21 protein-coding genes are annotated in these 24,212 nt (G+C 70.6%); 11 read left to right on the top strand and 10 right to left on the bottom strand.

Going from position 1 to position 24,212, the window contains the following annotated elements; all coding sequences use genetic code 11:
* Window positions 1–32: 32 nt before the first annotated feature.
* From BUB75_RS07045 to BUB75_RS07035, 3 genes are all read right to left on the bottom strand, one after another.
* Window positions 33–845, bottom strand: coding sequence for an SDR family NAD(P)-dependent oxidoreductase (locus tag BUB75_RS07045; protein WP_073253058.1), 813 nt, complete (start codon window positions 843–845; stop codon window positions 33–35).
* A gap of 145 nt (window positions 846–990) precedes the next feature.
* Window positions 991–1,782 (bottom strand): PrsW family intramembrane metalloprotease, encoded by a 792-nt coding sequence (locus BUB75_RS07040; RefSeq protein ID WP_073253055.1) that lies wholly within the window; start codon window positions 1,780–1,782, stop codon window positions 991–993.
* Window positions 1,783–1,867: 85 nt separating this feature from the next.
* On the bottom strand, window positions 1,868–2,635 hold the full coding sequence (locus BUB75_RS07035) for a CAP domain-containing protein (protein ID WP_143175068.1): 768 nt from the start codon (window positions 2,633–2,635) through the stop codon (window positions 1,868–1,870).
* A gap of 212 nt (window positions 2,636–2,847) precedes the next feature.
* Here BUB75_RS07035 and BUB75_RS07030 point away from each other — a divergent pair, with 212 nt between their 5' ends.
* Window positions 2,848–4,152 (top strand): esterase-like activity of phytase family protein, encoded by a 1,305-nt coding sequence (locus BUB75_RS07030; RefSeq protein ID WP_073253049.1) that lies wholly within the window; start codon window positions 2,848–2,850, stop codon window positions 4,150–4,152.
* Window positions 4,153–4,193: 41 nt separating this feature from the next.
* Entirely contained in the window at window positions 4,194–5,792 is a 1,599-nt protein-coding gene (locus tag BUB75_RS07025) for a phytoene desaturase family protein (RefSeq protein ID WP_073253047.1), read from the top strand.
* Here BUB75_RS07025 and BUB75_RS07020 read toward each other — a convergent pair.
* Genes BUB75_RS07020 through BUB75_RS07010 form a run of 3 tightly spaced genes read right to left on the bottom strand, consistent with a single transcriptional unit; the run spans window position 5,776 to window position 10,612 of the window.
* The gene (locus BUB75_RS07020; RefSeq protein ID WP_073253044.1) at window positions 5,776–6,924 is read right to left on the bottom strand and encodes an acyl-CoA dehydrogenase family protein; all 1,149 of its coding nucleotides are present in this window, start codon (window positions 6,922–6,924) and stop codon (window positions 5,776–5,778) included. The genes BUB75_RS07025 and BUB75_RS07020 overlap by 17 nt on opposite strands.
* A complete protein-coding gene (locus tag BUB75_RS07015; protein ID WP_218617348.1) occupies window positions 6,924–8,972 on the bottom strand; it encodes an acetate--CoA ligase family protein in 2,049 nt (682 codons plus the stop codon). Before BUB75_RS07015 ends, BUB75_RS07020 begins: the two co-directional genes overlap by 1 nt.
* Window positions 8,969–10,612 carry a phytoene desaturase family protein gene (locus tag BUB75_RS07010; protein ID WP_073253041.1) on the bottom strand — a complete coding sequence of 548 codons (1,644 nt, stop codon included), beginning with the start codon at window positions 10,610–10,612 and terminating at the stop codon, window positions 8,969–8,971. Before BUB75_RS07010 ends, BUB75_RS07015 begins: the two co-directional genes overlap by 4 nt.
* Before the next feature lie 135 nt (window positions 10,613–10,747).
* On the opposite strand from BUB75_RS07010, the gene BUB75_RS07005 reads away from it, so the two are divergent.
* Window positions 10,748–11,389: a TetR/AcrR family transcriptional regulator gene (locus BUB75_RS07005; protein ID WP_073253038.1), complete on the top strand. Its 642-nt coding sequence runs from the start codon at window positions 10,748–10,750 to the stop codon at window positions 11,387–11,389.
* On the opposite strand, the gene BUB75_RS07000 is transcribed toward BUB75_RS07005, so the two are convergent.
* Both BUB75_RS07000 and BUB75_RS06995 read right to left on the bottom strand, forming a co-directional pair.
* Window positions 11,386–12,468, bottom strand: a complete 1,083-nt coding sequence (locus BUB75_RS07000) for an ABC transporter ATP-binding protein (RefSeq protein ID WP_073253035.1) — start codon at window positions 12,466–12,468, stop codon at window positions 11,386–11,388. The genes BUB75_RS07005 and BUB75_RS07000 overlap by 4 nt on opposite strands.
* The gene (locus BUB75_RS06995) at window positions 12,465–13,823 is read right to left on the bottom strand and encodes an aspartate aminotransferase family protein (RefSeq protein WP_178379791.1); all 1,359 of its coding nucleotides are present in this window, start codon (window positions 13,821–13,823) and stop codon (window positions 12,465–12,467) included. Before BUB75_RS06995 ends, BUB75_RS07000 begins: the two co-directional genes overlap by 4 nt.
* A gap of 138 nt (window positions 13,824–13,961) precedes the next feature.
* On the opposite strand from BUB75_RS06995, the gene BUB75_RS06990 reads away from it, so the two are divergent.
* The 7 genes from BUB75_RS06990 (at window position 13,962) to BUB75_RS06960 (ending at window position 22,181) form a co-directional block, all read left to right on the top strand.
* On the top strand, window positions 13,962–15,221 hold the full coding sequence (locus BUB75_RS06990; RefSeq protein ID WP_073253029.1) for a polyamine ABC transporter substrate-binding protein: 1,260 nt from the start codon (window positions 13,962–13,964) through the stop codon (window positions 15,219–15,221).
* A complete protein-coding gene (locus BUB75_RS06985; protein WP_073253024.1) occupies window positions 15,214–16,071 on the top strand; it encodes an ABC transporter permease in 858 nt (285 codons plus the stop codon). The genes BUB75_RS06990 and BUB75_RS06985 overlap by 8 nt, the downstream gene beginning before the upstream one ends.
* Window positions 16,068–16,913: an ABC transporter permease gene (locus BUB75_RS06980; protein ID WP_073253020.1), complete on the top strand. Its 846-nt coding sequence runs from the start codon at window positions 16,068–16,070 to the stop codon at window positions 16,911–16,913. Before BUB75_RS06985 ends, BUB75_RS06980 begins: the two co-directional genes overlap by 4 nt.
* Window positions 16,914–16,931: 18 nt before the next feature.
* Window positions 16,932–18,053 carry an aromatic ring-hydroxylating oxygenase subunit alpha gene (locus BUB75_RS06975; RefSeq protein ID WP_073253016.1) on the top strand — a complete coding sequence of 374 codons (1,122 nt, stop codon included), beginning with the start codon at window positions 16,932–16,934 and terminating at the stop codon, window positions 18,051–18,053.
* 110 nt (window positions 18,054–18,163) lie between these two features.
* Window positions 18,164–19,240, top strand: a complete 1,077-nt coding sequence (locus BUB75_RS06970) for a quaternary amine ABC transporter ATP-binding protein (RefSeq protein ID WP_073253012.1) — start codon at window positions 18,164–18,166, stop codon at window positions 19,238–19,240.
* Window positions 19,237–21,201 carry an ABC transporter permease gene (locus BUB75_RS06965; protein WP_073253009.1) on the top strand — a complete coding sequence of 655 codons (1,965 nt, stop codon included), beginning with the start codon at window positions 19,237–19,239 and terminating at the stop codon, window positions 21,199–21,201. Before BUB75_RS06970 ends, BUB75_RS06965 begins: the two co-directional genes overlap by 4 nt.
* A gap of 8 nt (window positions 21,202–21,209) precedes the next feature.
* Complete coding sequence (locus tag BUB75_RS06960; protein ID WP_073253006.1) at window positions 21,210–22,181, top strand: ABC transporter substrate-binding protein; 972 nt, start codon at window positions 21,210–21,212, stop codon at window positions 22,179–22,181.
* Here BUB75_RS06960 and BUB75_RS06955 read toward each other — a convergent pair.
* Entirely contained in the window at window positions 22,171–22,782 is a 612-nt protein-coding gene (locus tag BUB75_RS06955; RefSeq protein WP_073253003.1) for a hypothetical protein, read from the bottom strand. The genes BUB75_RS06960 and BUB75_RS06955 overlap by 11 nt on opposite strands.
* A complete protein-coding gene (locus BUB75_RS06950; RefSeq protein WP_084740390.1) occupies window positions 22,779–23,270 on the bottom strand; it encodes a MarR family winged helix-turn-helix transcriptional regulator in 492 nt (163 codons plus the stop codon). The genes BUB75_RS06955 and BUB75_RS06950 overlap by 4 nt, the downstream gene beginning before the upstream one ends.
* Before the next feature lie 101 nt (window positions 23,271–23,371).
* Here BUB75_RS06950 and BUB75_RS06945 point away from each other — a divergent pair, with 101 nt between their 5' ends.
* Entirely contained in the window at window positions 23,372–24,211 is an 840-nt protein-coding gene (locus BUB75_RS06945) for a glucose 1-dehydrogenase (protein ID WP_073253000.1), read from the top strand.
* The last annotated feature ends 1 nt before the right edge of the window (window position 24,212 follow it).

The following is a 24,212-nucleotide window of genomic DNA, read 5'->3' as shown; positions in this document are numbered from 1 at the left end:
GAGCCCGGCCCCACCGGGGCCGGGCCGTCGCTTCAGTCGTCCGCGGAGCCGGGCTCGGCCATCCGCCGGTGCATCTCGGCCTTGAGACGGTCCGGCATCAGCTTCGCCGCCGCCTCCTGCGCCTTGGTGGAGAACGACGCCGCGACGACGCGCGGCTCGCCCTTCATCAGCGCCTCGAACCCCTGCCGCGCGACGTCGGCCGGGTCGTCCTTGCTGTCGCTGGCACCGACCCTGGTGTCCTGCATGTCGGCGCGTTCGAAGAACTTCGTGTCGGTGGGGCCGGGCATCAGCGACGTGACGGTCACACCGCTGTCGTTCAGCTCGGCCTGCAGCGCCTCGGCGAACGACTGCACGAACGACTTCGAGGCGTTGTAGACGGCCTGGTAGGTGCCCGGCATCGTCGACGCGATCGACGACGTGAACAGAACCCGTCCCGCGTTCCGCCGGACCATGTCGGGCAGAACCCGCTTGGCCAGGTGCACGGTCGAGCGGACGTTGACGTCGATGACCTCTAGTTCGTCCTGGAGGTCGGTCTCCCTGGCGAAGTCACCGCCCGCGCCGCGTCCGGCGTTCAGCGCGATGGCGTCCACCGGCCGTCCGACCGCCTCGATCGCCCGGTACAGCTGCTCGACGCCGGCCGACGTGGCGAGGTCGACCTGGACCGCCTCGACCCTGTGGTGGGCATCCCGCCGCAGGTCGATCGCTGCGACGGTGATGTCCTCGTCCTCGGCGGCGATCAGCAGGTCGAACCCGTGTGCCGCGAATTGCCGGGCCAGCTCGTAGCCGATCCCGCTCGATGCGCCGGTCACCACCGCGAACGGAGTACCGCTGGGGGCTGTCGTCATCAGTGCTACCTCCTCGACGACCGCGGGTGCTCCCCCGGCGGTGCCCGGGGAACCGGTGACCTATACGTCGATCGACCGGGCGATTGCCCGAATTCCGACCACGGGACCCGCGGACGGGTCGACGACCCGCCGCCGCCCGGCTGGGTTACACCGCGGGATGCGCGCGGAGGCGGAACGCGGGCCGGGACGCCACCGACGCCCGGTGGGTGGTCGCGGCCAGCAGCCCGAGGCTCACGAGCGCCAGCACCGCGTAGCCGACCGTGCTGCCGATCGAATCCCAGGTCGCGTGCAGTCCGACCGCCACCGCGAACACCCCGGCGAACCGCGCGAGGGCAGCCGCGTGCCAGCGGTGCTCGGCGGCGTACCAGAGTGCGGCGGCGGTCAGGCCGGTCCACGCCATGTGCGCGGCCGGGCTCAGCACGCCGCGCAGGAACAGGACGTCGTCCACCGCGCCGATGTTGCCGTTGCTGCGGATCAGCTCGACGAACGCGTACCCCATCGTCTCCAGCGTCGCGAACCCCGCACCGGACGCGACGCCGATCAGCAGCCCGTCCGCGGGTCGCCGCGGCTTCAGCAGGAACACCAGCAGGAGCGGCACCAGGAGCTTCGCGCTCTCCTCGATCAGACCCACCGCGACCATCGGGAGCACGCCGAGGTCGTGCAGCGTGTCGTACTCCAGCACCCCGGCCGTGACGACACCGATGACGCCGCCGATCAGTGCGGTCAGCGCGAGCGTGCCCCCGGTGACGGCGTAGACGATCCGCCGGCCGGCCAGGAACGCGACGAACGTCATCGGGACGACCGCGGCGCCGAGCAGGATCAGGGACGGGATCAGGTTCGGGTTACCGGTGTCGAGAGTGGCCCTGCGAACGGCGTAGAAGAGCGCCAGCCCGATGGCCAGAACGGCCACCCAGGACCAGCGACGTGCGAACCCCATGACCGACGTCCCTTCGTGTGGTTGTCGCGAGCAACCTTCCCCGGGACCGGGGGTTCTATGAGCACATGTCGCGCACCAGACAGGTTCAGTTCGCGAAGTCGTGGGTGAGCCACACGGTGCCGTCGGCTTCGCGGATCACGTCGATGCCGATTCGGGACAACTCGGGATTCAAGATGTTCTTCCGGTGGCCGTCGTCCGGCGGGACCTCGGCCAGCATGCTGTTGGTCAACCCGACCGCCATGTCCGCCTGGGCGCTCTCGGAGTTGTCGACCGGACCGCCGGTGCCGACGTTCTCGGCCACCCTCGACCAGCTCGTACCCTGCGCGCTGATCCGGTCGCCGAGCCCGGCCTCCCCGCCGCACTGGTGCGAGAGCCCGCACCCGCCTGCCATCTCGAGGTTGTGCGCGTGGGCGGCGGCCACCAGCGGTGCGCTCATCGTCACCGGCCCGAGCCCCGCGTCGGCGCGGGCGGCGTTGATCCGGGCCAGGACCTGCTGCTCGGCGTCGCCGGTTCCGCTGCTCGGCGCGCTCGTCTTCCGGCGCGGCGACGGCGAGGCGCTGCTCGGCTTCGGGCTGGGCTGCTGACCGCCGGCCGCCTGTGGGGCGCCGCCGGGTAAGCGGGGCCGGGCGGTCGCTGTCGGCGGCGCGGGCGCGGACGTCGAGGGCTCGGCCGACGGCGTCGGATCCGCGGGGGGCTCGAACGTCTCCGCGGCCTGGATCGCGGCGCTGTCCCCGGCCGAGCCGTCCGCCGCCATTCCTGCCGCGGCGACGCCCGCCGTGGCCGTCGCGGCAAGGATCGCGACCCCACCGATCCAGAGCTTGGTACGGGAGATGGGAGCTCGACGACGGCGCACGTCGTACAGCCTCACCGGTCACAGCGGTCCCGCGAGCCTCGTTCATTCGCGCTTAAGGCGACGTTGCGGCCGAGCTAATCCGGTCTTGTTCACGAGCCCGCCATCGCGGGTTCGCGCAAGCTCGGCGCGCTTGCCGAGTGGCCGCCGGACGCTGCGAGCCGAGGTGGGCGGTCCGCGGAAGGGCAGCTCGCACGCGACGAACCGAGGTGGGAATGAGACCGATCCGAGTGGTTTCCGCAGCAGTCGCCGGCGCCGTGGCGCTCGCGCTCGCGACGGCCGGGACGCCGACCCAGGCCGCGACCGGCGGCGGCACCGTGCTGAAGACGGCGACCCTGCCGGACATCCCGCTCGCGCAGTTCAGCAACGCGCTGCTGCCCGGCAGCGTGGCGTCGGACCGGGGCGTCGACCTCGGCGGCATCGGCAGTGACCTGTACCCGACCGGCGTGCCGGGGGAGTTCTGGACGGTCACCGACCGCGGGCCGAACGGTCAGATCAAGGTCGACGGCAAGAACCGCCGCACGTTCCCGGTGCCCGGGTTCGACCCCGCGATCGTCAAGATCAAGGTCACGGGCTCGAAGATCGAGGTCCTGAAGGCCATCCCGATCACGAACCGGAGCGGCCGGGGCGTGACCGGGCTGTCGAACCAGGCGACGCACGACGAGGCGCCGTACGACTACCGCGCGCAGACCCCGCTGGCCTACAACCCGGAGGGCCTGGACACCGAAGGTCTGGTGCGGGCGGAGGACGGCTCGTTCTGGCTGGCGGATGAGTACGGGCCGTCGCTGGTCCACGTCTCGTCGAGCGGCCGGGTGCTGGCCCGTTACGTCCCGAAGGGCTTGAACCTGACCGGGACGGACTACCCGGTGATCGAGGTGCTCCCGGCGATCTTCGCGAAGCGGAAGGTCAACCGGGGTTTCGAAGGGCTCGGCCTGCTGCCCGGCGGTGACCTGGTCCTCGTCCTGCAGAGCCCGCTGTCCAACCCGGACGCGGCGACCGGCGAGGCGTCTCGCACCACCCGCCTGGTGCGGTTCTCCCCGCGGAAGAAGAGGGTCGTCGCGGAGTACGCGTACGGCTTCGACGCGGTCTCGACCGTCGACCCGTCCGAGGACGACCAGAACGAGATGAAGTCCTCCGCCGTGATCGGTATCGGCCGGAACACGATCCTGGTGGAGGAGCGCACCGACGTCGCGGCCCGCGTGTACCGGGTCGACTTCAAGCGGGCGACGAACATCCTCGGCACCAAGTGGGACGACCCGGCGACGGCGCCCACGCTGGAGCAGTCCGCCACCGGCGTGACGCTGCCGACCAAGAAGCTCGTGATCGACCTCGGCGCCACCGCAGGCGTCCCGAAGAAGATCGAGGGCATCGCGGTCGTCGACCGGAAGACGATCGCGATCATCAACGACAACGACTTCGGGATGACCGACGGCGCCGCGGCGTTCGACGCGAACGGCCAGCTGGTGGACAGCGGCATCGAGACCAAGCTGCTGTACGTGCGGCTGCCCGGCTCGTTGTAGGCCTGGACACCGGGTTCATGCTGACTGAATAATCAGTCAGCATGAACTCGGTCGCCGACGTGCTCGGGCGGGTGGGGTTACCGGCGCCGATCGCCGAACTCGCCGCCCGGCACTGGGACGTCGTCGTGGTCGGCGGCGGGCACAACGGGCTGACCTGCGCCGCCTACCTGGCCCGCGCGGGCCAGGACGTGCTGGTCCTGGAGGCACGCGAGCGGCTCGGCGGGGCCGCGACGCTGGAACAGCCGTTCCCGGACGACCGCTTCGTGATCAGCCCCTGCGCGTACGTCGTCGGGCTGCTGGACGACGTCGTGATCCGGGAGCTGGAGCTGGCCCGCCGGGGGCTGGAGGTCTTCGTCGCCGACCCGCAGCTGTGGGTGCCGTTCGACGACGGCACCGCGTTCGGGCAGTGGATGGACGACGCGCGCACCCAGGCCGGCCTGGAAGCCTTGAGGCTGTCGGCGAAGGACATCGACGGCTACTGGGCCTACGAGCACTTCTTCGACGACATGCGCAAGCGGCTGCGCACCGGGCCGCGGGACACCTGGATCGGCGCCAGCCCGTCCCGCGCGGAGTTGGAGGAGCTGCTCGGCCACGACCGGCTGATGATCGACGCGCTGTTCGAGGCCTCGATCGCCGACGTGCTCGACGAGTTCGTCACCGACCAGCGGCTCAAGGACGCGCTGTTCGGCCAGGGTGTGATCGGCACGTACGCCGGGCCGAACGACCCGGGGACGGCGTCGGTGAAGCTCATGCACTTCCAGGGTGACCTGCTCGGACACGGCCCGATCTGGGGCTACGTCAAGGGCGGTATGGGCATGATCAGCTTCGCGATCGCCGAGGCAGCGCGCGACGCCGGCGCGGTGCTGGCGGCGGGCGTGCCGGTTGGAGCCGTGCGCCCGGGGGAGGGCGTCGAGCTGGAGGACGGGACGTTCATCCGGGCGACGACCGTGGTCAGCAACGCCGACCCCAAGCGGCTGCTGAACCTCCTGCCGGTCGAGGCGGTTCCGGTCGGCTACCGGCGGCGGCTGGAGGACTGGGACATCCGCAGCCCGGTTGTGAAGTTCAACGCGGCGCTGCGGCGGCTGCCGTCCTGGACCGCCGCGCCCGGCGAGACGTTCATGGCGCTCGGCACCGTCGACGTCACGACCGGCCTCGCCGCGGCTCAGGAGGCGTTCGCCGCGTGCGAGACCGGGCACCCCGCGGTCGGCTTCGGTGAGATCTACGTCCAGACGCTGCACGACCCGTCGCCGGCGCCGCCCGGACGGCACCTGTTGAGCGTCTTCGGGCAGTACGCGCCGTACACGCTGGTCGGCGGCGGCTGGGACACCCGGCGCGACGAGGTCGCGCGGCAGTTCATCGACCTGATCGGGCGGTTCGCGCCGGACTTCGAGGACTGCCTGGAGGCGTACGAGGTGCTGGGGCCGCCCGACATCGAGGCGAAGGTGGGCCTGACCGGCGGGCACATCTTCCAGGGTGAGGTTCGGCCGAGCCAGATGTGGGAGCACCGGCTGACCCCGCGGACCGAGGTGCCCGGCGTTTACCTCTGCGGCGCGGCGACCCACCCAGCGGGCAGCGTCATCGCGCTGAACGGCCGCAACGCCGCGCACGCCGTGCTCGACGACCTCAGACGAGCCCGGTGACCCCGCGTTTGGCGAGCTGATCGGCGACGATGAGCCGCTGTACCTCGGAGGCGCCCTCCCAGATCCGCTCCACCCGCAGCTCCCGGAACAACCGCTCGGCCACGTTCTCCCGCATGTAACCCCGTCCGCCGAAGATCTGCACCGCCCGGTCGGCGACCCGGTTCGCCATCTCCGAGGCGAACAGCTTCACCATCGAGCAGCGGGCGTGGGCCAGCTTGAGATCGGTGTCGATCTCTCGCGCGGTCTCGTACACCATCGCCCTGGCCGCGAACAGCTCGGTCACGCTGTCCGCGAGCATCGCCGCGACCAGCTGCCGGTCCCGCAGCGGTTCGCCGCCGACGATCCGGGTCGCGGCGAACGCGTCCGCCTCGTCGATCAGCCGTTCCGCGGCACCGAGGCAGCGGGCCGCCACCATCAGCCGCTCGAACCGGAACCAGGCGTAGGAGAAGGCCATCCCGTCCCCCTCGGCCCCGACCAGGTGGCTGACCGGCACCCGTACTCCCTCGAACGCCACGATCGGATGCCGATGCGTGAGCGTGTGCGTGTACTCCGGCGTCCGCACCACCCGCACGCCCGGCGACGGCAGGTCGACCACGAACAGCGCGTGCTCCCGGGACTCCAGCTTGGCCTGCACGAACGCGTAGGCGGCGTGGTCGTAGGAGGTGACGTGCCACTTCACGCCGTCGATCAGATACGCGTCGCCGTCCCGCCGGGCGGTCGCGGTGATCGCGTCCACGTCGGACCCGGCGCCCTCCTCGGTGATCGCGTAACACTCCTGCATCTCGCCGCGGACGGTCGGCAGCAGCCAGCGCTCCCGCTGGTACGGCGTGGCCACCTCGGCGAACCACGCGGCCGGCGTGTGCATGACCCAGCCCAGCCCGTTCGTCACCCGGCCGACCTGTTCCTGCACGAGCACCTGCTGGAGCAGCGTGTACCCGCCGCCGCCCAGGTCGGTGGGCATGTTCGTCGCGTACAGGCCGAGTTCCAGCGCCCGGCGGTGGTGCGATTCGGCGACCTTCGGTTCGAGCTGACCTCCGGCGAGTTCGGCTTCGACCTCGTACGGGATCAGCTCGTCGGCGAACGCGCGAGCCCTGGCGCGGATCTCCAGGTCGGTGGGGGAGAGGCCGTACATCACTGCTCCTGTCTGCGCTCCAGGTGGACGTCGACCGCGACCGCGCCGTGCGGCCCGGCGAGGATCGGGTTGACGTCCAGGGCGGTGAGGTGATCGCCGAGCTCCAGCGCGAGCTGACCGAGCCGGACGATCGCCGTGGCGAGTGCGTCCCGGTCGGCGGCGGGGCGACCGCGGACGCCGTCCAGCAGGGGACGGATCGTGAGCCGGTCGAGCAGCGCGTGGGCCCGCCCGCGGTCGAGCGGGGGCAGCGCGACCGCCCGGTCGTGCAGGAGCTCGACCAGCACCCCGCCCGCCCCGACGACCACCAGCGGCCCGAGCTGCGGATCCCGCACCAGCCCGAGCGCGATCTCCACACCGTCCGGGGCAGCGCCGCTGACCAGCACCTGCGGCCCGAGCCGGGCCGCGAGGTCCAGGTAGGCGGAGGTGACGGCCTCGGCCGTGTGCAGGCCCAGCCGTACCCCACCCACATCCGTTTTGTGGACGACGTCCGGCGCGGCGGTTTTGAGCACGACCGGCCACCCGACCTCCGCGGCGGCGCGCAGCACGGTTCCCAGGTCGTCGGCGGCGCGCACGTCCGGCGTCGAGATGCCGTAGTCGCGGAGCAGCGCGAACGCGTCGGCCGGGCGCAGCGGGAACCGGGCCGCCCAGCGGTCGCGCCGCTCGTGGTCCACGTCCGTCTCGGTGATCGGGGGCCGAGCCCGGTAGTCGCGATCGGCCAGCAGGTGACCCAGCGCCCGCAGCCCGGTAGGGAGCCCCTCCAGTACCGGGATGCCCGCCGCCCGCAGACTGAACGCCGCCCGGGGGTCGATCGCCGACGCCACCGACGACAGCACCGCGAACGGCTTGCTCGTCGCCGCGGCCGTGTCGAGAGCGGCGTCCACGTACGACTCATCGCCGTCGAACTCCGGCACCAGATCGACCGCGAGCGCGACCGCCGCCACCCCCGGATCGTCGTGCAGCGCGCGCAGGCAGGCCCCGAACAGCCCCCGGGTGTCGGCGCCGGTGCCCCAGACGTCCAACGGGTTCTCCGGGCGCAGCCCGGCATCCAGCAGGGGCTCGAGCCGTTGCCGGGTGCCGTCCGTCAGGGCTGCGAACGGCACGCCCAGCCGGGCCGCGACGTCGACCGTGAGCGCGCGCTCGGCGCCGGAGTCGTGCACGGTCGCCAGCGCACCGCGGCCCGCACGGCGTCCGGCCGCGAACAGTTCCAGCGTGTCGACGAGCTCGTCCAGGTCGTCGACGCGGTGGACGCCGTACGCGTCGAACAGCGCCTCCCACGCCCCGTCGGCGCCGGCGAGCGCTCCGGAGTGAGCGGCGACCATCGCGCGGCCGGCCGACGAGGTGCCGACGGTGAGCGCCACCACCGGCACGTCCCGCACGGCCGCGATCGCCAGCGCGGAGCGGAATCGCTCGGCGTCCCGCAGCGTCTCGAGCAGCAGCGCGATTACCCGGGTACCGGGCATCTCGAGCGCGGCGCCGAGGTAGTCGGCCGTGGTCGTGACGAGTTCCTGGCCGGAGGAGACCGCCAGCGTGAAGCCGAGTCCGCGCCGGGTCCGCAGCAGCGCCGAGAACGCCGAGCCGGAGTGGGTGACCAGCGCGACCGGGCCGGCCGGCAGCGGATCGGGCTCCAGGTACCCCAGGGCCCGCAGCCCGTACGGCACGTTGACGAACCCCATGCATCCGGCTCCGCAGAGTGCGGTGTCGGCGGCGCGGGCGACGATCCGCTCCCGGAGGCCCGGCTGCGATGCGCTCCCGAAGATCACGGCGCCCCGATCACCCCGGCGAACCACTGCGTCGACCTGGGACTCCAGCGCGCGGTCCGGCACGCCCAGCAGCACCAGGTCGACGGCGCCGGGGACGTCGTCCAGGCTCGGGTGGCAGCGCTGCTCGCCGATCCGGTCGTACCGGGGGTTGACCAGGTACGTGCGGAGGCGAGCGGGGCTGCGGGCCAGCTCGGTGAGCATCCGTCCGCCGAAGCTGTCCGCGTTCGGGCTCGCGCCGACCACCGCCACCGACCGGGCATGCAGCATCGCCCACAGCGCGTCGGTCACCGGCGGAACGTCCGGCGGAGCCGGGACCGGCGCGCGGCCTCGCGGCGGTCGGCGATCGCGGCGCGCGCGGCCTGCCAGCCGGGGATACCGCAGACCCCGCCGCCGCCGTGGGTGGCCGAACTCGCGTTGTAGAGCCCGCGGATCGGAGTGCGGTAGTCGGCGTATCCCGGCGCGGGGCGCAGGTGGAACAGCTGGTCCAGCGACAGCTCGCCGTGGAAGATGTTGCCGCCGATCAGCCCGTACTCGCGCTCCATCTGGTACGGCCCGACGACGTCCCGGTGCAGGATCGACGCCTTGAAGTTCGGCGCGACCGCGTCGTAGAGGTCGACGACCCGGTCGGCGTAGGCCGCCAGCTCTTCGGTGTGCGGCGTGGTGCTCCAATCGGCCGGCACCCACTGGGTGAACAGCGACATGAGGTGGACGCCGTCCGGCGCCAGCGTCGGGTCGAGCGTGCTGGGGATGACACCGTCGCTGAACGGCTGCGCGGCCGGCCGTCCGGTGCGGGCGTCCTGGAACGCGCGCTCGATGAAGTCCATCGTCGGTGCCATCTCCACCGACCCGGTGTGGTGCTCGTGGATGCCGGTGCCCGGATCGGCGGTGAAGTCCGGCAGCTCGGCCAGCGCGAGGTTGATCTTCACGACGCCGCTGCGGGACCTCCACCGCTCGATGTCGGTGACGAACTCGGCGGGCAGCTCACCGCGCGGGACATGGTCGAGGAACGCGGTCTTCGGGTGCAAGCTGGTGACGACGAGCGGCGCGCGCAGTTCGGTGCCGTCCGCGAGTACCGCCCCCTGGACGTGGCCTGATCGCACCAGTAACCGGCAGACCCGGGCCTCCGTGCGGACGACCGCGCCGAACGACTCCGCCGAACGCCGGATCGCGTCGCTCACCGCGCCCATTCCGCCGCGCGGGTACCCCCAGCTCCCGAGGTTCCCGTCGCCGACGTCGCCGATCGAGTGGTGGGCCATCACGTACGCGGTGCCCGGCTCGTACGGCCCGGCCCAGGTGCCGATCACGCCGTTGACCGCGAGCGCGCCCTTGATCTGCGGGGACTCGAACCAGTCGTCGAGCAGGTCACCGATGCTCATCGCCATCAGCCGGGTGACGTCGGCGACCGTGCGGACGGTGAGGCCGCGGTGGTTCCAGGCGAGGCGGAGCAACTCGGCGAGGTCACGCGGACGCTTCGCGCCCAGGTGTGGGGGCACCGTGGTCAGCAGCGGCCCGAGGACGTCGGCCAGTCCACCGATCCAGGCGTTCCAGTCGCCGATCGCGTCCGCGTCGTGGCGGGACCACTTCGCGAACTCGTCGTACGTACGCTTCGGGTCGTCCTCGTGGATCAGGAGCGAACCACCGTCGGGAAACGCCTGGTAGTACGGCCCCATCGGGGTGACGTGATACCCGTGCTCCGCCAGCCGCAGGTCACGGACGATCGTCGGCGGCATCAGGCTCATCACGTAGGAGAGCCGGGTGACCTTGAGGTCGGGCGCGTCCGGCCAGGGCGTCTCGGTGGTCGCGGCACCACCGGTGGTGCGGCGGGCCTCGAGGACGATCGTGCGGGCGCCCGCGCGGGCGAGGTAGGCCGCGGCCACCAGGCCGTTGTGGCCGCCACCGACGACGATCGCGTCATACTGATTTGTCATGGCACGGCTCCGACCAGCGGGTTCGTGTTGACTGAACGTTCAGTTTAGGTGGCTGATAGGATGCGGACAAGAGCCCCTGCTTCTCCGACGACGAGGTCGCCCGCGCCGATGGCCAGCCCGAAACAAAGCTCTGACGTGCCGGTTCCCGACCAGCGCCGGGAGCAGATGCTGCAGGCGGCCGTCGAGGTGATCTGCGAACGGGGTTTCTCCGACACCCGCATCGCCGACGTCGCGAAGCGCACCGGCGCGAGCCCCGCGCTGGTCATCTACTACTTCGGCACCAAGGACGGCCTGCTCACCGCCGCGTTCCGGTACTCCGAGGACCAGTTCTACTCCCGCACCGCCGACGTGCTGGAGCAGCTGGGCACCGCCGCCGCGCGGCTGGAGACGCTGGTGCGGCTCACCTGCGTCCGGGAGGGCGCCGGTGAGGACCCGGGGGCGTGGGGGCTCTGGTTCGACCTGTGGGCGCAGGCGTTCCGGCACCCCGAGGTGGCGCGCGACCGGGTGGAGTCCGACCAGCGGTGGCGCGACACGATCGCCCGGGTCGTCCGGGACGGTCAGCGCACCGGTGAGTTCGCCGAGCTCGACGTCCTCGAGTTCGCGGTCACGTTCTCCGCGCTGCTCGACGGGCTGTCGATCCAGGTCGCGCTCTCCGACCCCGAGGTGGATTCCGACCGGGCGACCGCGATCGCGATGCGGTTCGCGTCGGACGCGCTGGGCTTCGAGTGGGCCGCCCCGACCCGCCGCGGACGCTACGCGGCCAAACGCCGCCGCTAGGGCGCTAACAGCCGCGCGGCGTCCGGGGCGACGAAGGCCGTGACCGGATCACCCGCCGCGTACTTCACCGACGCCGGACCCGCCTGGTTCGGAACCGCGGCCAGCAGCGTCTGTCCGTCGGCGAGCCGCACCAGCACCTGCGTGGTCGGTCCGGTGTAGACGACCCGGTCGACCAGCCCGTTGAGCGCCGCCGCACCGTGGCGCGGCTCGGCGCCGGTCGGCCCGAGCGTCACCCGCTCCGGCCGGATCACCAGCTTCCCGGCGCCCTCCGGTGCCTCCGCCGTCGGCACGGCCTGCAGCACGTGCGGGCCGAGCCGGCAGGTGGCCGTCTCCTCGACAGCCACGACCTCCACGTCGACGACGTTGGCCGAACCGAGGAATCCGGCCACATACGCGCTGGCCGGTTCGGAGTAGACCTGTTCCGGCGTGCCGACCTGCTCGATCAACCCGTCGGCGAGCACCGCGATCCGGTCCGACATCGTCAGCGCTTCCTCCTGGTCGTGCGTGACGTAGACGAACGTGATCCCGACCTCCCGCTGCACCGCCCGCAGCTCGCCCTGGAGCTCCTTGCGCAGCTTCGCGTCGAGCGCACCGAGCGGCTCGTCCAGCAGCAGCACCGACGGGCGCAGCACCAGCGCCCTGGCCAGCGCGACCCGCTGCTGTTGCCCACCGGACAGCTGCGCCGGGCGGCGGCTCGCGAACGACGACATCCGCACCAGCGCGAGCGCCTCGTCGACCCGCCGAGCGGTCTCCGCCTTGCCCAGCTTCAAGTACTTCAGCCCGAACGCGACGTTGCGCCGGACGTCGAGGAACGGGAACAGCGCGTAGTTCTGGAAGACCGTGTTGACCGGCCTGCGGTGCGGCGGCATCGCCACCAGGTCGACGTCGTCCAGGGTGATCGCGCCGCGGTCGGGCTGCTCGAACCCGGCGATCATCCGCAGCGTCGTGGTCTTGCCGCAGCCGGACGGGCCGAGCAGCGAGAAGAACTCCCCGGCGTCGATGTCGAGGTTGATGCCGCGCACCGCGGGCAGCCCGCCGAACGACTTGTGCAGCTCGGTGAGCCGGAGCCCGCTATTCACCGGGCAGCGTCCAGCGCGGCCACGAACAAACCGACGTTGTCCACGAACCGGTCGACGTCCGCCTCGTCGTGCTGCACCGAGATCAGCCACTGTTCCGACTTCCCCCAGGGCGGCAGGAAGACGCCGTTGTTGTGCTGGACCAGCCAGTGCGCGTGGGACAGCGCTCCGTCGACGCGGAGGAAGTCGCGGTAGTCGCGCGGCGTCTCGGGTGCGAACGTCAGGCAGCCCTTGGCGCCGACCACCACCACCTGCCACGGTTGCCCGGCGATCTTCGTCCGGATGCCGGCCGCCAGCCGCGCGCTCAGAGCGTCCAACCGGGTGTAGGCGGCGGGCGTCAGCACGTCGGTCAGCGTGGCACGGGCCGCGGCCATCGCCAGCGGGTTTCCGTTGAACGTCCCCACCTGGTCGTACCGGCCGTCGGCGATCGCGCCCATCACGGCGTCGCTGCCACCGATCGCCGCGGTCGGCACGCCACCGCCGAGGGCCTTGGCGAGGCAGATCAGGTCCGGGGTCACGCCGTAACGCTCGGTCGCGCCGCCGGCGGCCACCGTCAGTCCGGTCTTCACCTCGTCGAACGCGAGCAGCGCGCCGTGGGCGTGCAGCAGGTCGGCGAGGCCGGCGAGGTAACCGGGCAGCGGCGGGATGATGCCCGCGTTCATCATCACCGGCTCCAGGATCATCCCGGCGACCCGGCCCGGGTGCTCGACCAGCGCGCGGTGCACGGCGTCCAGGTCGTTGAAGCCGACGACGATCACCAGGTCGCGGATCGCCTGCGGGATGCCGCTGTTCGACGCGCTCGCCGCCGGACGGCCGGCCGGGCCCACCTCGTCGGCGTCGGGTAACACCGAGACCTGCACCGAGTCGTGGTGGCCGTGGTAACAGCCCTCGACCTTGAGGATCAGGTCGCGTCCGGTCACCGCGCGCATCAGGTGGACGGCGTCCATCGTGGCCTCGGTACCGGAGTTCGCGAACCGCCACAGTGGCTGCCCGAACCGGCGGGCCAGCTCCTCGGCGACCACGATCGCGTCCTCGGTGGGCTGGGCGAAGTGCGTGCCGCGGCCGGCGCGCTCGCGGATCGCGGCGGCCACCGCCGGGTGGGCGTGCCCGACGACCGAGACGCCGTAGCCGCCGTGCATATCGACGTACTCGGTGCCGTCGACGTCGTAGACGTGCGCGCCGACGCCGTGGCTGAGCCAGACCGGCTGCGGTGCGGCGATCTGCCAGCTGGACGTGGCTCCACCGGCGAGCCGCTGCCGGGCGCGCTCGTGCAGAGCCCGGCTCCGGGGCTGTCGTACCAGGAATGCTTTTTCCTGCGCGGCGATAAGTGTGGTGACGGGAGTGACCGCAACGCTCATTGCTGAATCCTTCAGCGGCAGCATTGACTGAGCGTTCAGTCTATGCCACGGTGCTCAGCACCGGCAAGGTCGCCTCGGCCTCCCGGCCGCACGTCCTCGCAGGTGAGAGCCGATGTTCCGGCCACGGCGGGAGGACACATGCCCGAAACCCCGCACCGTCGACGGTTCCCGATCGACCGCCGCTCGTTCCTCCGTCGCGCGGCGCTGGTCGGCGGGCTCGGTGTCGCGGCGCCGCAGTTCCTGATCGCGTGCTCCCGGGACGAGAGCAACTCGTCGACCGCACAACTGACGATCGCGACCCCGGACAACCCGGTGAAGTGGCCGATCACCGAGGACAACGCGCCGATCCCGGCCGGGCGGGAACCCGAGCGGAACGCGACGCTGCAGCTCTACAACTACGCCGACTACATGGATCCGGCCGCGATCAAGTCGTTCGAGAAGAAGTACGCCGCGTTCGGCGTCAAGGTCGCGCTCTCGACGTTCAATGACACCGACGAGGCACTGACCAAGATCCGCGCCGGTGGGACGCCGTTCGACCTCTTCTTCCCCAGTTACGACCAGCTCTCCCGGCTGGTCACGGCCAAGCTGATCCGGCCGCTGACGCATGACTACGTGCCGAACATCAAGAACGTCTGGCCGCAGTTCACCGACCCCTGGTACGACCAGGGCTGGCAGTACACGGTGCCGTACACGGTCTACACGACCGGCATCGGCTGGCGCACCGATCAGGTCCGCGAGGACGTCGCGGCGCGCGCCAACCCGTACGACGTCCTCTGGGACCCCAAGTACCGGGGCCGGACCGCGGTGCTCGACGACTGGCACACCTGCATGGCGATGGCGCTGCTGCGCTCGGGCAGCTCGGAGATCAACTCGGGCGACCAGAAGGTGCTGGACGAGATCGCCGCGCAGCTCACCGCACTTCAGAAGGCGACCAAACCCAAGGTCACGATCACGATGTACAACGACCTGCCCGCCGGGCAGCTCGGCGTCGCGCAGATGTGGTCGGGTGACGTCGTCAACGCGGTGTCCTACCTGCCCAGCGGCGTGGGGCCGGAGATTCTGCGGTACTGGTTCCCGTCCGACGGCAAGGGCTCGGTCGACAACGACCTGATGGTCGTGCTGCGCGGCGGCAAGAACCCGGTGCTCGCGCACCTGTTCGTCAACCACATGCTCGACAACGCGACCGCGCTGGCGAACTTCTCGTTCATCGGTTACCAGCCGCCGCAGACCTCGATCGAGCCGACGACGCTGGTGCAGGACGAGTACCTGCCGTCGAACCTGGCGTCCGCGACCGTGTTACCGAAGTACTTCGACGTCGGATACCGGCTGCTCGAGCTGCCCACCGACGTGGACGCGAAGTGGCACACGGTCTGGCAGGAGTTCAAAGCCGGTGCGTAGGTGGCTCTGGCCGACGCTGGCGCTTCCCGGGATCATTTGGTTGGTCGCGCTGTTCCTGGTTCCGCTCTACGTCGTCCTGGCGATCGCGTTCGGCACCGTCGACCCGATCTTCCGGACGCCGATCCCGGAGTGGAACCCGGCCTACTGGAACGGCGAGCAGTTCGTGTACGTGTTCGACAACCTGGCGCTCTACGGCCCCGCGATCCTGCGGACGTTCGGATACACGCTGCTGGCCAGCGCGCTCTGCCTGGTGATCGCGTACCCGGTGGCGTACTTCACCGCGCGGCTGGCCGGCCGGTGGCGCGGTGTCCTGCTCGCGCTGCTGATCGCACCGTTCTGGATCAGCTACATGATGCGGATGCTGGCCTGGGTGAACCTGCTGCAGAACGACGGGCTGGTCAACCGGGCGCTCGGTACGCAGGTCACGTGGTTGTCGGGCAACGGCTACGTGGTCGTGCTCGGCCTCGTCTACGGGTACGTGCCGTACGCGATCCTGCCGCTCTACGTCGGTCTCGACCGGCTACCGGCGCACGCGATCGAGGCCGCCCGCGACCTCGGCGCCGGCCGGGTGCAGACGTTCTGGCGGGTGACGCTGCCGCTCAGCAGGCCCGCGCTGCTGGCAGGCGGGCTGCTGACGACGCTCCCGATGCTCGGTGACTACTTCACCAACGACCTGCTCTCCGCGTCGCCGCAGACCTCGATGGTCGGCAACCTGATCAACAACGCGGTGCTCGCGCCGGGCCAGACCGGGCAAGCCGCCGCGTTCGTCCTGCTGGTACTGCTGGTCTCGATCGTCCCGATGCTGCTGTACGTGCGGTCGACCCGCGACACCGAGGGGACCCGGTCGTGAGGCGGCCGTACGTGCTGGGCACGGTCACCGCGGTCTACCTGGTCTGGTCGCTCCTGCCGGTGGCGATCGCGGTGTTGTTCTCGTTCAACGCCGGCCGGTCGCGGACGAACTGGCAGGGCTTCTCGACGCGCTGGTACTACGGCGATCCGACCCGCTCGGTGTGGCACGACGACTCGCTGCACACCGCGCTGACGCACACGCTGTGGCTGGGCCTGCTGACGACGCTGATCACGGTTCCGCTCGGCGTCGCGTTCGCGCTCGGCGTCGACCGGTGGCGGGGACGGCTGCCCGCCGGCGCGAGCTTCCTGATGCTGCTCTCGTTCGTGCTGCCCGAGACGCTGCTCGCGGTCGCGCTGCTCTTCCTCGTCACGCAGGTCGCGACGCCGCTGACGCTCGGGACGTCGGCGCAGGTGGCCGGGCTGGTGACGTTCCAGGTGTCCTACCCGGTGATCATCGTCAGAGCTCGGCTGGCGACGATCGGCAAACAGTACGAGGAGGCCGCGCAGGACCTGGGCGCGTCGTCGTTCGGGGCGCTGCGCCGGGTGCTGCTGCCGCTGCTCGCCCCGGCGGTGTTCGCCAGCGCGGTGCTGGTGTTCGCGGACGTCATCGACGACTTCGTGATCGTGCGCTACCTGTCGGGCAGCGCGTCGAGCGAACCGACCGCGGTGAAGATCTACAACACCGCGCGGGCGGCACCGACCCCGGCGCTGAACGCGCTGGCGACGCTGATGCTGGCCGCGTCGCTCGTGGCGGTGGTCGTCGGCGTCGTCGCGTACCGCCGTCTCACCAGGGGGGAGAAGAAATCCCAGCCCACGATCGGGGCCTTCACGGGGGAGACCTGAGCACCTACCGTTGACTGCATGTTCAATCAAGAACATCTCGCGGCGAGCCTGGCCGAGCTGGGGCAGGCCCGGATGCTGCCCCGCGCGGCCTATCTGGACGACGACGTGCTGGCCTGGGAACAGCGGCACTTCTTCGGCGGCTGGACGTGCGCCGGCCGCGCCGAGGACCTGGCCGAACCCGGTGCGCACCGCGCGGTCGCGGTCGGCCCGACCGAGGGTGTGCTGCTCACGAGGGCGCGGGACGGACGGTTACGCGCGTTCGTCAACGCCTGCCGTCATCGCGGCCACGAACTGCTGCCGTGCGGTGGTTCGGCGGTGAAACGGGTGCTCACCTGCCCGTACCACGCGTGGACGTACGACGTGGACGGTGCGCTCCGGGCCGCACCCGGATTCCGCGACCTCGACAAGTCCGGCTTCGGGCTGATCGAGCTGCCGAGCGCGGAGTGGCACGGCTGGGTGTTCGTCGCCCTGGACGCCGACCCGCCGCCGTTCGCCGAGCACGTCGGCGCGCTCGAGGACACCGTCGCCCCCTACTCGCCTGCCGAGCTGACCACGGTCACCAGCCACGAGTACGTCGTCGCGGCGAACTGGAAGACGATCGTCGAGAACTATCAGGAGTGTTATCACTGCGCGCTGATCCATCCCGAGCTGTGCCAGGTCAGCCCGCCCGAGAGCGGCGAGAACCTGGACCTGCCCGGCGACTGGGTCGGCGGCTGGATGGACCTCCGCGACGGCGCGGCCACGATGTCGCTGGACGGGCGCAGCGGCGGCAGCCCGATCCCCGGGCTCGACGAGCACCGGCTGCGCACCGTGATGTACGCGGCGATGTTCCCGAACCTGCTGATCAGCCTGCATCCCGACTACGTGATGACGCACCGGCTGACGCCGCTGGCGCCCGGCCGGACGCGCGTGGAGTGCGCCTGGCTGTTCCCCGCCGAGGTCGCATCTCGTCCGGGCTTTGATCCCGCGTACGCCGTCGATTTCTGGGACCTCACGAACCGCCAGGACTGGGCTGCCTGCGAGTCGGTCCAGCGGGGAATCGCAGCGGCGCGGTACCAGCCCGGCCCGCTGGCACCCGACGAGGACGGCGTCCACCAATTCATCCGGATGGTGGCGCTGAAGTACCTCGGCGAGCCGTAACGGTTATCGAGTAGGCCTTGACACTCGCTACTGCCGCGCAAGAACCTGTGTTGCACTCCGTGCGATTTATTGCATGATGCGCAACGAGCGGGGCGTGAGGAGCCAGCGACGTGACGGCATCCACTGCAGAAGCATCCCCACCCGCGCGCGCCACCGACGACGCCCGCACCGATGCCGACATCAGCGTCCGGCACCTCTGGAAGGTCTTCGGGCCCAGGGCCGAGCGGATCCCCGCCGACCCGGAACTGGCGGCGCTGCCGCGCGCCGCGCTCAAGGAGAAGACCGGCTGCCTGGCCGCGGTGTGCGACCTGAGCTTCGACGTCGAGCCCGGCCAGGTGTTCGTCGTGATGGGACTGTCCGGGTCCGGTAAGTCGACGCTCGTCCGCTGCCTCACCCGGCTGATCGAGCCGACCGCCGGCGACCTGTTGATCCAGGGGCAGAACATCCGCGACGCCGACGACAAAGCGCTGCGCGAATTGCGTCGGCACCGTGTCGCGATGGTGTTCCAGCACTTCGGATTGCTGCCGCACCGGCGCGTTATCGACAACGTCGCCTACGGACTGGAGATTCGCGGTGAGAAGAAGGCCGATCGGCTCGCCAGAGCGCAGGACGTCATCGATCTGGTCGGGCTGAGCGGCTTCGAGAAGTCGCTGCCCAGTCAGCTCTCCGGCGGCATGCAGCAGCGGGTCGGGCTGGCACGCGCGCTGGCCGGTGATCCGGGTGTGCTGCTGTTCGACGAGCCGTTCTCGGCGCTCGACCCGCTGATCCGCCGCGACATGCAGAACGAGGTCATCCGCCTGCACCGCGAGGTCGGCAAGACGATGGTCTTCATCACCCACGACCTGTCCGAGGCGCTGAAGCTGGGCGACCGGATCCTGATCATGCGCGACGGCCGCCAGGTCCAGGTCGGCACCGGCGCGGAGCTGGTGGGGAAGCCCGCCGACGACTACGTCCGCGACTTCGTCCGGGAAGTGCCGAAGGCCAACGTCCTGACGCTGCGCTGGATCATGCGGCCGCACCGGCCCGACGAGCCGCTCGACGGCCACGAGCTCGGCCCCGACGTCCTGGTCAAGGACGCGGTCCGCGCGGTGCTGGAGGCGTCAGCCCCGGTGAAGGTGGTGGAGAACGGCGAGCTGATCGGTGTGGTCGGCGACCACGAGGTGCTCGGCGTGGTGGCCCAGTCATGAGCATCGCGGTACCCCGAGCGCGGTTGGCGGTGAGGCTGAACCGGGGCTGGGCCGTCGTCGGCATCCTCGTGGTCTGGCTGGTCGGCTTCGGACTCTTCCACGGCAAGCAGACGCTCGCGCTGGCACCGGCCGACATCACCGGCTTCCAGGCCCGGCTCAACGAGTTCAACGACTCGATCGGCGCCGACCGGAACTCCAACCCGCTGTTCCTCTACTTCTTCAACGAGATCAAGGTCGCGATCGACGAGGTCGTCGTGTTCCTGCAGGGCCTGATCTCCCAGCCGGTCGGCGACCGGCCGCTGCCCTACCTCGGGTGGCTCGGCGTCGTCGCCCTCGGGACGTACGCGGCGTGGGCGTTCGGCAACTGGCGCGTGGCGCTGCTGACGCTCGCCGGGCTGCTGTTCCTCGGGGCGCAGGGGCTCTGGCAGGAGAGCATGGACACGCTCGCGCTGACCATCACCGCGGTGCTGCTCTCGCTGCTCGTCGGCATACCGCTCGGCATCTGGGCCGGCCTGTCCGACCGGTTCAACACCGTCGTCACCCCGGTGCTCGACCTGATGCAGACGATGCCGACGTTCGTCTACCTGGCGCCGCTGACCCTGCTCTTCCTAATCGGCCCGGCCGCCGCCACGATCGCGACGCTGATCTACGCGGTGCCACCGGTGATCCGGCTGACCGCCCACGGCATCCGCGAGGTGCCCAGGGACAGCGTCGAGGCCGGTGAATCGCTCGGATCCACGGGCGGACAGCTGCTGCGCAAGGTCCTGCTCCCGATGGCCAAACCCACGATCGTGATCGGCATCAACCAGACGATCATGGCCGCGCTGTCGATGGTGACGATCGCGGCGCTCATCGACGCGCCAGGGCTCGGGCAGGTCGTGGTGCGCGCGCTGCAGACCCTCGACGTCGGCACCGCGTTCAACGCCGGCTTGTCGATCGTCGTCCTGGCTGTGGTTCTGGACCGGGTCACGACGGCGGCGAGCGTCCGGGTGAAGGACGAACCGGGCTTCGGCGCGAGGACGCGCCGCTACGGGCTGATCGGAGGCGGCGTAGCCGCCGCGGTGTGCGCCTACCTCTCGTACACCTACCTGTGGGCGGCGGAGTTCCCGTCGAGCCCGGACTTCGGCGGCCCGATCAGCCGCGCCGCCACCGCGGTGAGCGACTGGTGCCAGCTGCACCTCGCAGGCCTCACCGGCGGCCTCAAGGACGGCTTTACGGCCGGGGTGATCGACCCGCTGGAGGCGCTGCTCAGCGAGTCGCCGTGGTGGCTGGTGGTCGCGGTGGTCACCGCGCTCGCGTACGTGCTCGGCACCTGGCGGACGGCGGTGCTGTCGCTGGTCCTGCTGGCCCTTCTGATCGGTACCGGCGTCTGGTCGGACGCCATGGTGACGCTCGCCGCGACGCTGGTCGCCACCGTCTTCGTGACGCTGCTCGGCCTGGCATTCGGCGTCTGGATGGGGCGCAGCGATCGGATCGACGCGGTGATCCGGCCGGTGCTCGACGCCGCCCAGACCATGCCCCCGTTCGTCTACCTGGTGCCGTTCCTCGCGCTGTTCGCCCCGAGCCGCTTCACCGCGATCGTGGCCGCGGTCGTCTACGCGGCGCCGGTGACGATCAAGATCGTCGCGGACAGCATCCGGGCCGTCTCGCCCACCACGGTCGAAGCGGCGACGTCGGTCGGGTCGAGCACGTGGCAGGTGATCACCAAGGTCCAGGTTCCGATGGCGCGGCACGGGATCACGCTGGCGGTGAACCAGGGCCTGATCTACGTGCTGGCGATGGTCGTCGTGGGCGGGCTGGTCGGCGCGGGGGCGCTGGGCTACGACGTCGTCGCCGGGTTCGTCCAGGTCAGCCTGTTCGGCAAGGGCCTGGCCGCGGGCGCGGCGATCGTTCTGCTCGGCATCCTGCTCGACCGGATCACCCGCGCCGCGGCACACGAACGCTCGTTCCCAACCCCCTAGGAGCAGCAGTGGCCAGAACGTCCAGCAGGCTCAAACTCCTCGCTCCGCTCGCCGCGTTGCTGGTGCTGGCGGCGGCGTGCGGTGGTGAGAAGGTCGGTGAGGATTCCGGTAGCGACGCCGTGGCCGGCGGCAACTGCGGAACCGTGAACCTCGCGATCAACCCGTGGGTCGGCTACGAGGCGAACGCGGCGGTCGTCGCGTACGTCGCGGAGACCGAACTCGGCTGCAAGGTCGTCAAGAAGAACCTGCTGGAGCAGGTCTCCTGGCAGGGCTTCTCGACCGGTGTCGTCGACGTGATCATCGAGAACTGGGGCCACGCCGATCTGGTCAAGAAGTACATCACCGACGAGCAGGTCGCGGTCGACGCCGGCCCGACCGGCAACAAGGGCGAGATCGGCTGGTACGTGCCGCCGTGGCTGGCCAAGGAGCACCCCGACGTCCTGGACTGGAAGAACCTCAACAAGTACGCGGCGCAGTTCAAGACGTCGGAGTCCGGTGACAAGGGCCAGCTGCTCGACGGCGACCCGTCGTACGTCACGAACGACGCGGCACTCGTGCAGAACCTCAAGCTGAACTTCAAGGTGGTCTACTCGGGGTCGGAGACCGCGCTGATCACCGCACTGCGGCAAGCCGAGCAGCAGAAGAAGTGGCTGCTCACGTACTTCTACTCGCCGCAGTGGTTCCTCAACGAGGTTCCCGCGGTGAAGGTGAAGCTGCCCCCGTACACGGAAGGGTGCGACGCCGACCCGAAGAAGGTGGCGTGTGACTACCCGTCCTACGACCTGAACAAGATCGTCAGCAAGAAGTTCGCGGACTCCAAGAGTCCGGCGTGGACGCTGGTGAAGAACTTCACCTGGACCAACGAGGACCAGAACGAGGTCGCGAAGTCGATCGCCGTCGACAAGCTGTCGGCCGAGGACGCGGCGAAGAAGTGGGTGGAGGCGAACAAGGACAAGGTCGACGCCTGGCTCAAGCAGTAGGTGCCGCGGCGGCGAGGTGCTCTTTCGCGCGAGCCACGAGGGCGCGGGGGTCGTCGGCGAAGAAGCTGACCGCGACGACCTCCCGCTCGCCCTTCGGCGTGCGGACGACGGTCGGGCGCCGGAGTGCGACCCGCACGTTCGTCTCGTTGTTCACCGCGACGTGCAGCTCGTCGTCGGTCTCCCGAAGCGTCTTGAGCGACGACGGGAGCTCCTTCCGTACCGCGGTGACGCTCTCGACGGCGTCCCAGGGCAGCACCAGATCGACGTTGCCGCCGTGCCGAACGCGCAGCGCCGGGGGCGTCAGCAGGTGCGGGTAGGCCCGCATCCCGGCGAGGAACCCGAGCATCCAGAGCAGGCCCCAGATGCCGAGGATGTCGGCGACCAGCCGGATGCCCTCCCACGGCAGCAGGAAGTGCAGGACCACGGTCTCGGTCGCCGACCCGAAGATCCACAGGCACAGCACCGGCGTGACCAGTTGCGCGTATCCGAACGGCTCGACGCCGTCTCCGCGGACGTCCGGCCGACGGAAGATCCACCGCAGCAGGCTCCGGTAGATCCGCAGCTCGAACAGCACCGCTCGGCGGGCCAGTGACCAGATCATGGGTTGCCTCCTTCTTCGGCGGCGGCTAGTGCTGCGCGGAGCCGGTCGAGCACTCCGGACATGCTTTTCAGGAAGTTCGTCAGCTCGTCCGGCGGCATCGGGCCGAAGAGCTGCTCGGCGGCATCTCGCTGACCGTCCTGGAGCGATTTGACCGTCTCGGTGCCGTGCTCGGTCATCGTGACGAGCGTCGCGCGCCGGTCGCCCGGGTGCGGCTCGCGCGTCACGAAGCCGGTCGCCACCAGCCCGTCCACCAGCCCGGTGATGTTCCGGGCGCTGACGTGCATCGCCTCGGCCAGGCTCTTCTGGGTGCTCGGCCCCTGCGCGGCGAGAACCCACATCAGGTGGACGCGCGACTCGCTGAGGTTGTGGCGCGCGAGGCCCTGCGTCAGATCCTCGCTCATGAGGACCGTGAACTGCAGCACGAGGTCGAATGCGGCGATGGCGGGCGAGGAGTCGGCAGGGGCGGCAGGGTCGGCGGGGGTGGTCATATAGTGAATGTACTTCATTATTACCGAACTTCACAGAGTGTTTACCGCCGCGCGGGCCGGGAAGCCGAGAGCAACATCCGGTACTCGACCCAGGAGCGGAAATGAGCCAGCCCGCGCAGCAGCAGGACGTTCCCGGCATCCAGTCGGCGATGACACCCCGCCCGGACTGCGGCGAGACCAGTTACCAGGGCTCGGGCCGCCTCGTCGGCAAGGCCGCGATCATCACCGGCGGCGACAGCGGCATCGGACGAGCCGCCGCGATCGCGTACGCACGCGAGGGGGCCGACGTCCTCATCTCGTACTTGAACGAGCACAGCGACGCGGAGGAGACCGCGAAGTACGTCGAGGACGCCGGCCGCAAGGCCGTGCTGGTGTCCGGCGACGTGTCGAAGCCGCAGCACTGCCGGGACATCGTCGCCCGGGCCGTCGAGGAGTTCGGCAAGGTCGACATCCTGGTGAACAACGCCGCGTTCCAGATGACGCACGAGTCGCTGGAGGAGATCCCGGACGACGAGTGGGACTACACGCTCGCGACGAACCTCTCGGCGTTCTTCCACCTGGCCAAGGCCGCGGTCCCGCACATGAAGCCGGGATCGTCGATCATCGGCAGCTCGTCGGTGAACTCGGACATGCCGAACCCGACGCTGGCCCCGTACGCGGCGACCAAGGCCGCGATCGCGAACTTCTGCGCGAGCCTGGCGCAGATGCTCGGCGAGAAGGGGATCCGGGTGAACAGCGTCGCGCCGGGACCGATCTGGACGCCGCTGATCCCGGCCACGATGCCGCCCGAGAAGGTGGAGAAGTTCGGCGAGAACACGCCGCTCGGGCGGGCGGGTCAGCCGGTCGAGCTGGCGCCGGTCTACGTGCTGCTCGCCTCCGACGAGGGCAGCTACATCTCCGGCGCCCGCGTCGCCGTGACCGGCGGACGCCCGATCCTCTGAT

The organism is Cryptosporangium aurantiacum, assembly GCF_900143005.1.
GTDB lineage: Bacteria > Actinomycetota > Actinomycetes > Mycobacteriales > Cryptosporangiaceae > Cryptosporangium > Cryptosporangium aurantiacum.
The sequence above is the reverse complement of the archived record's forward strand: the minus strand, read 5'-3'. Positions and strand labels throughout refer to the sequence as shown.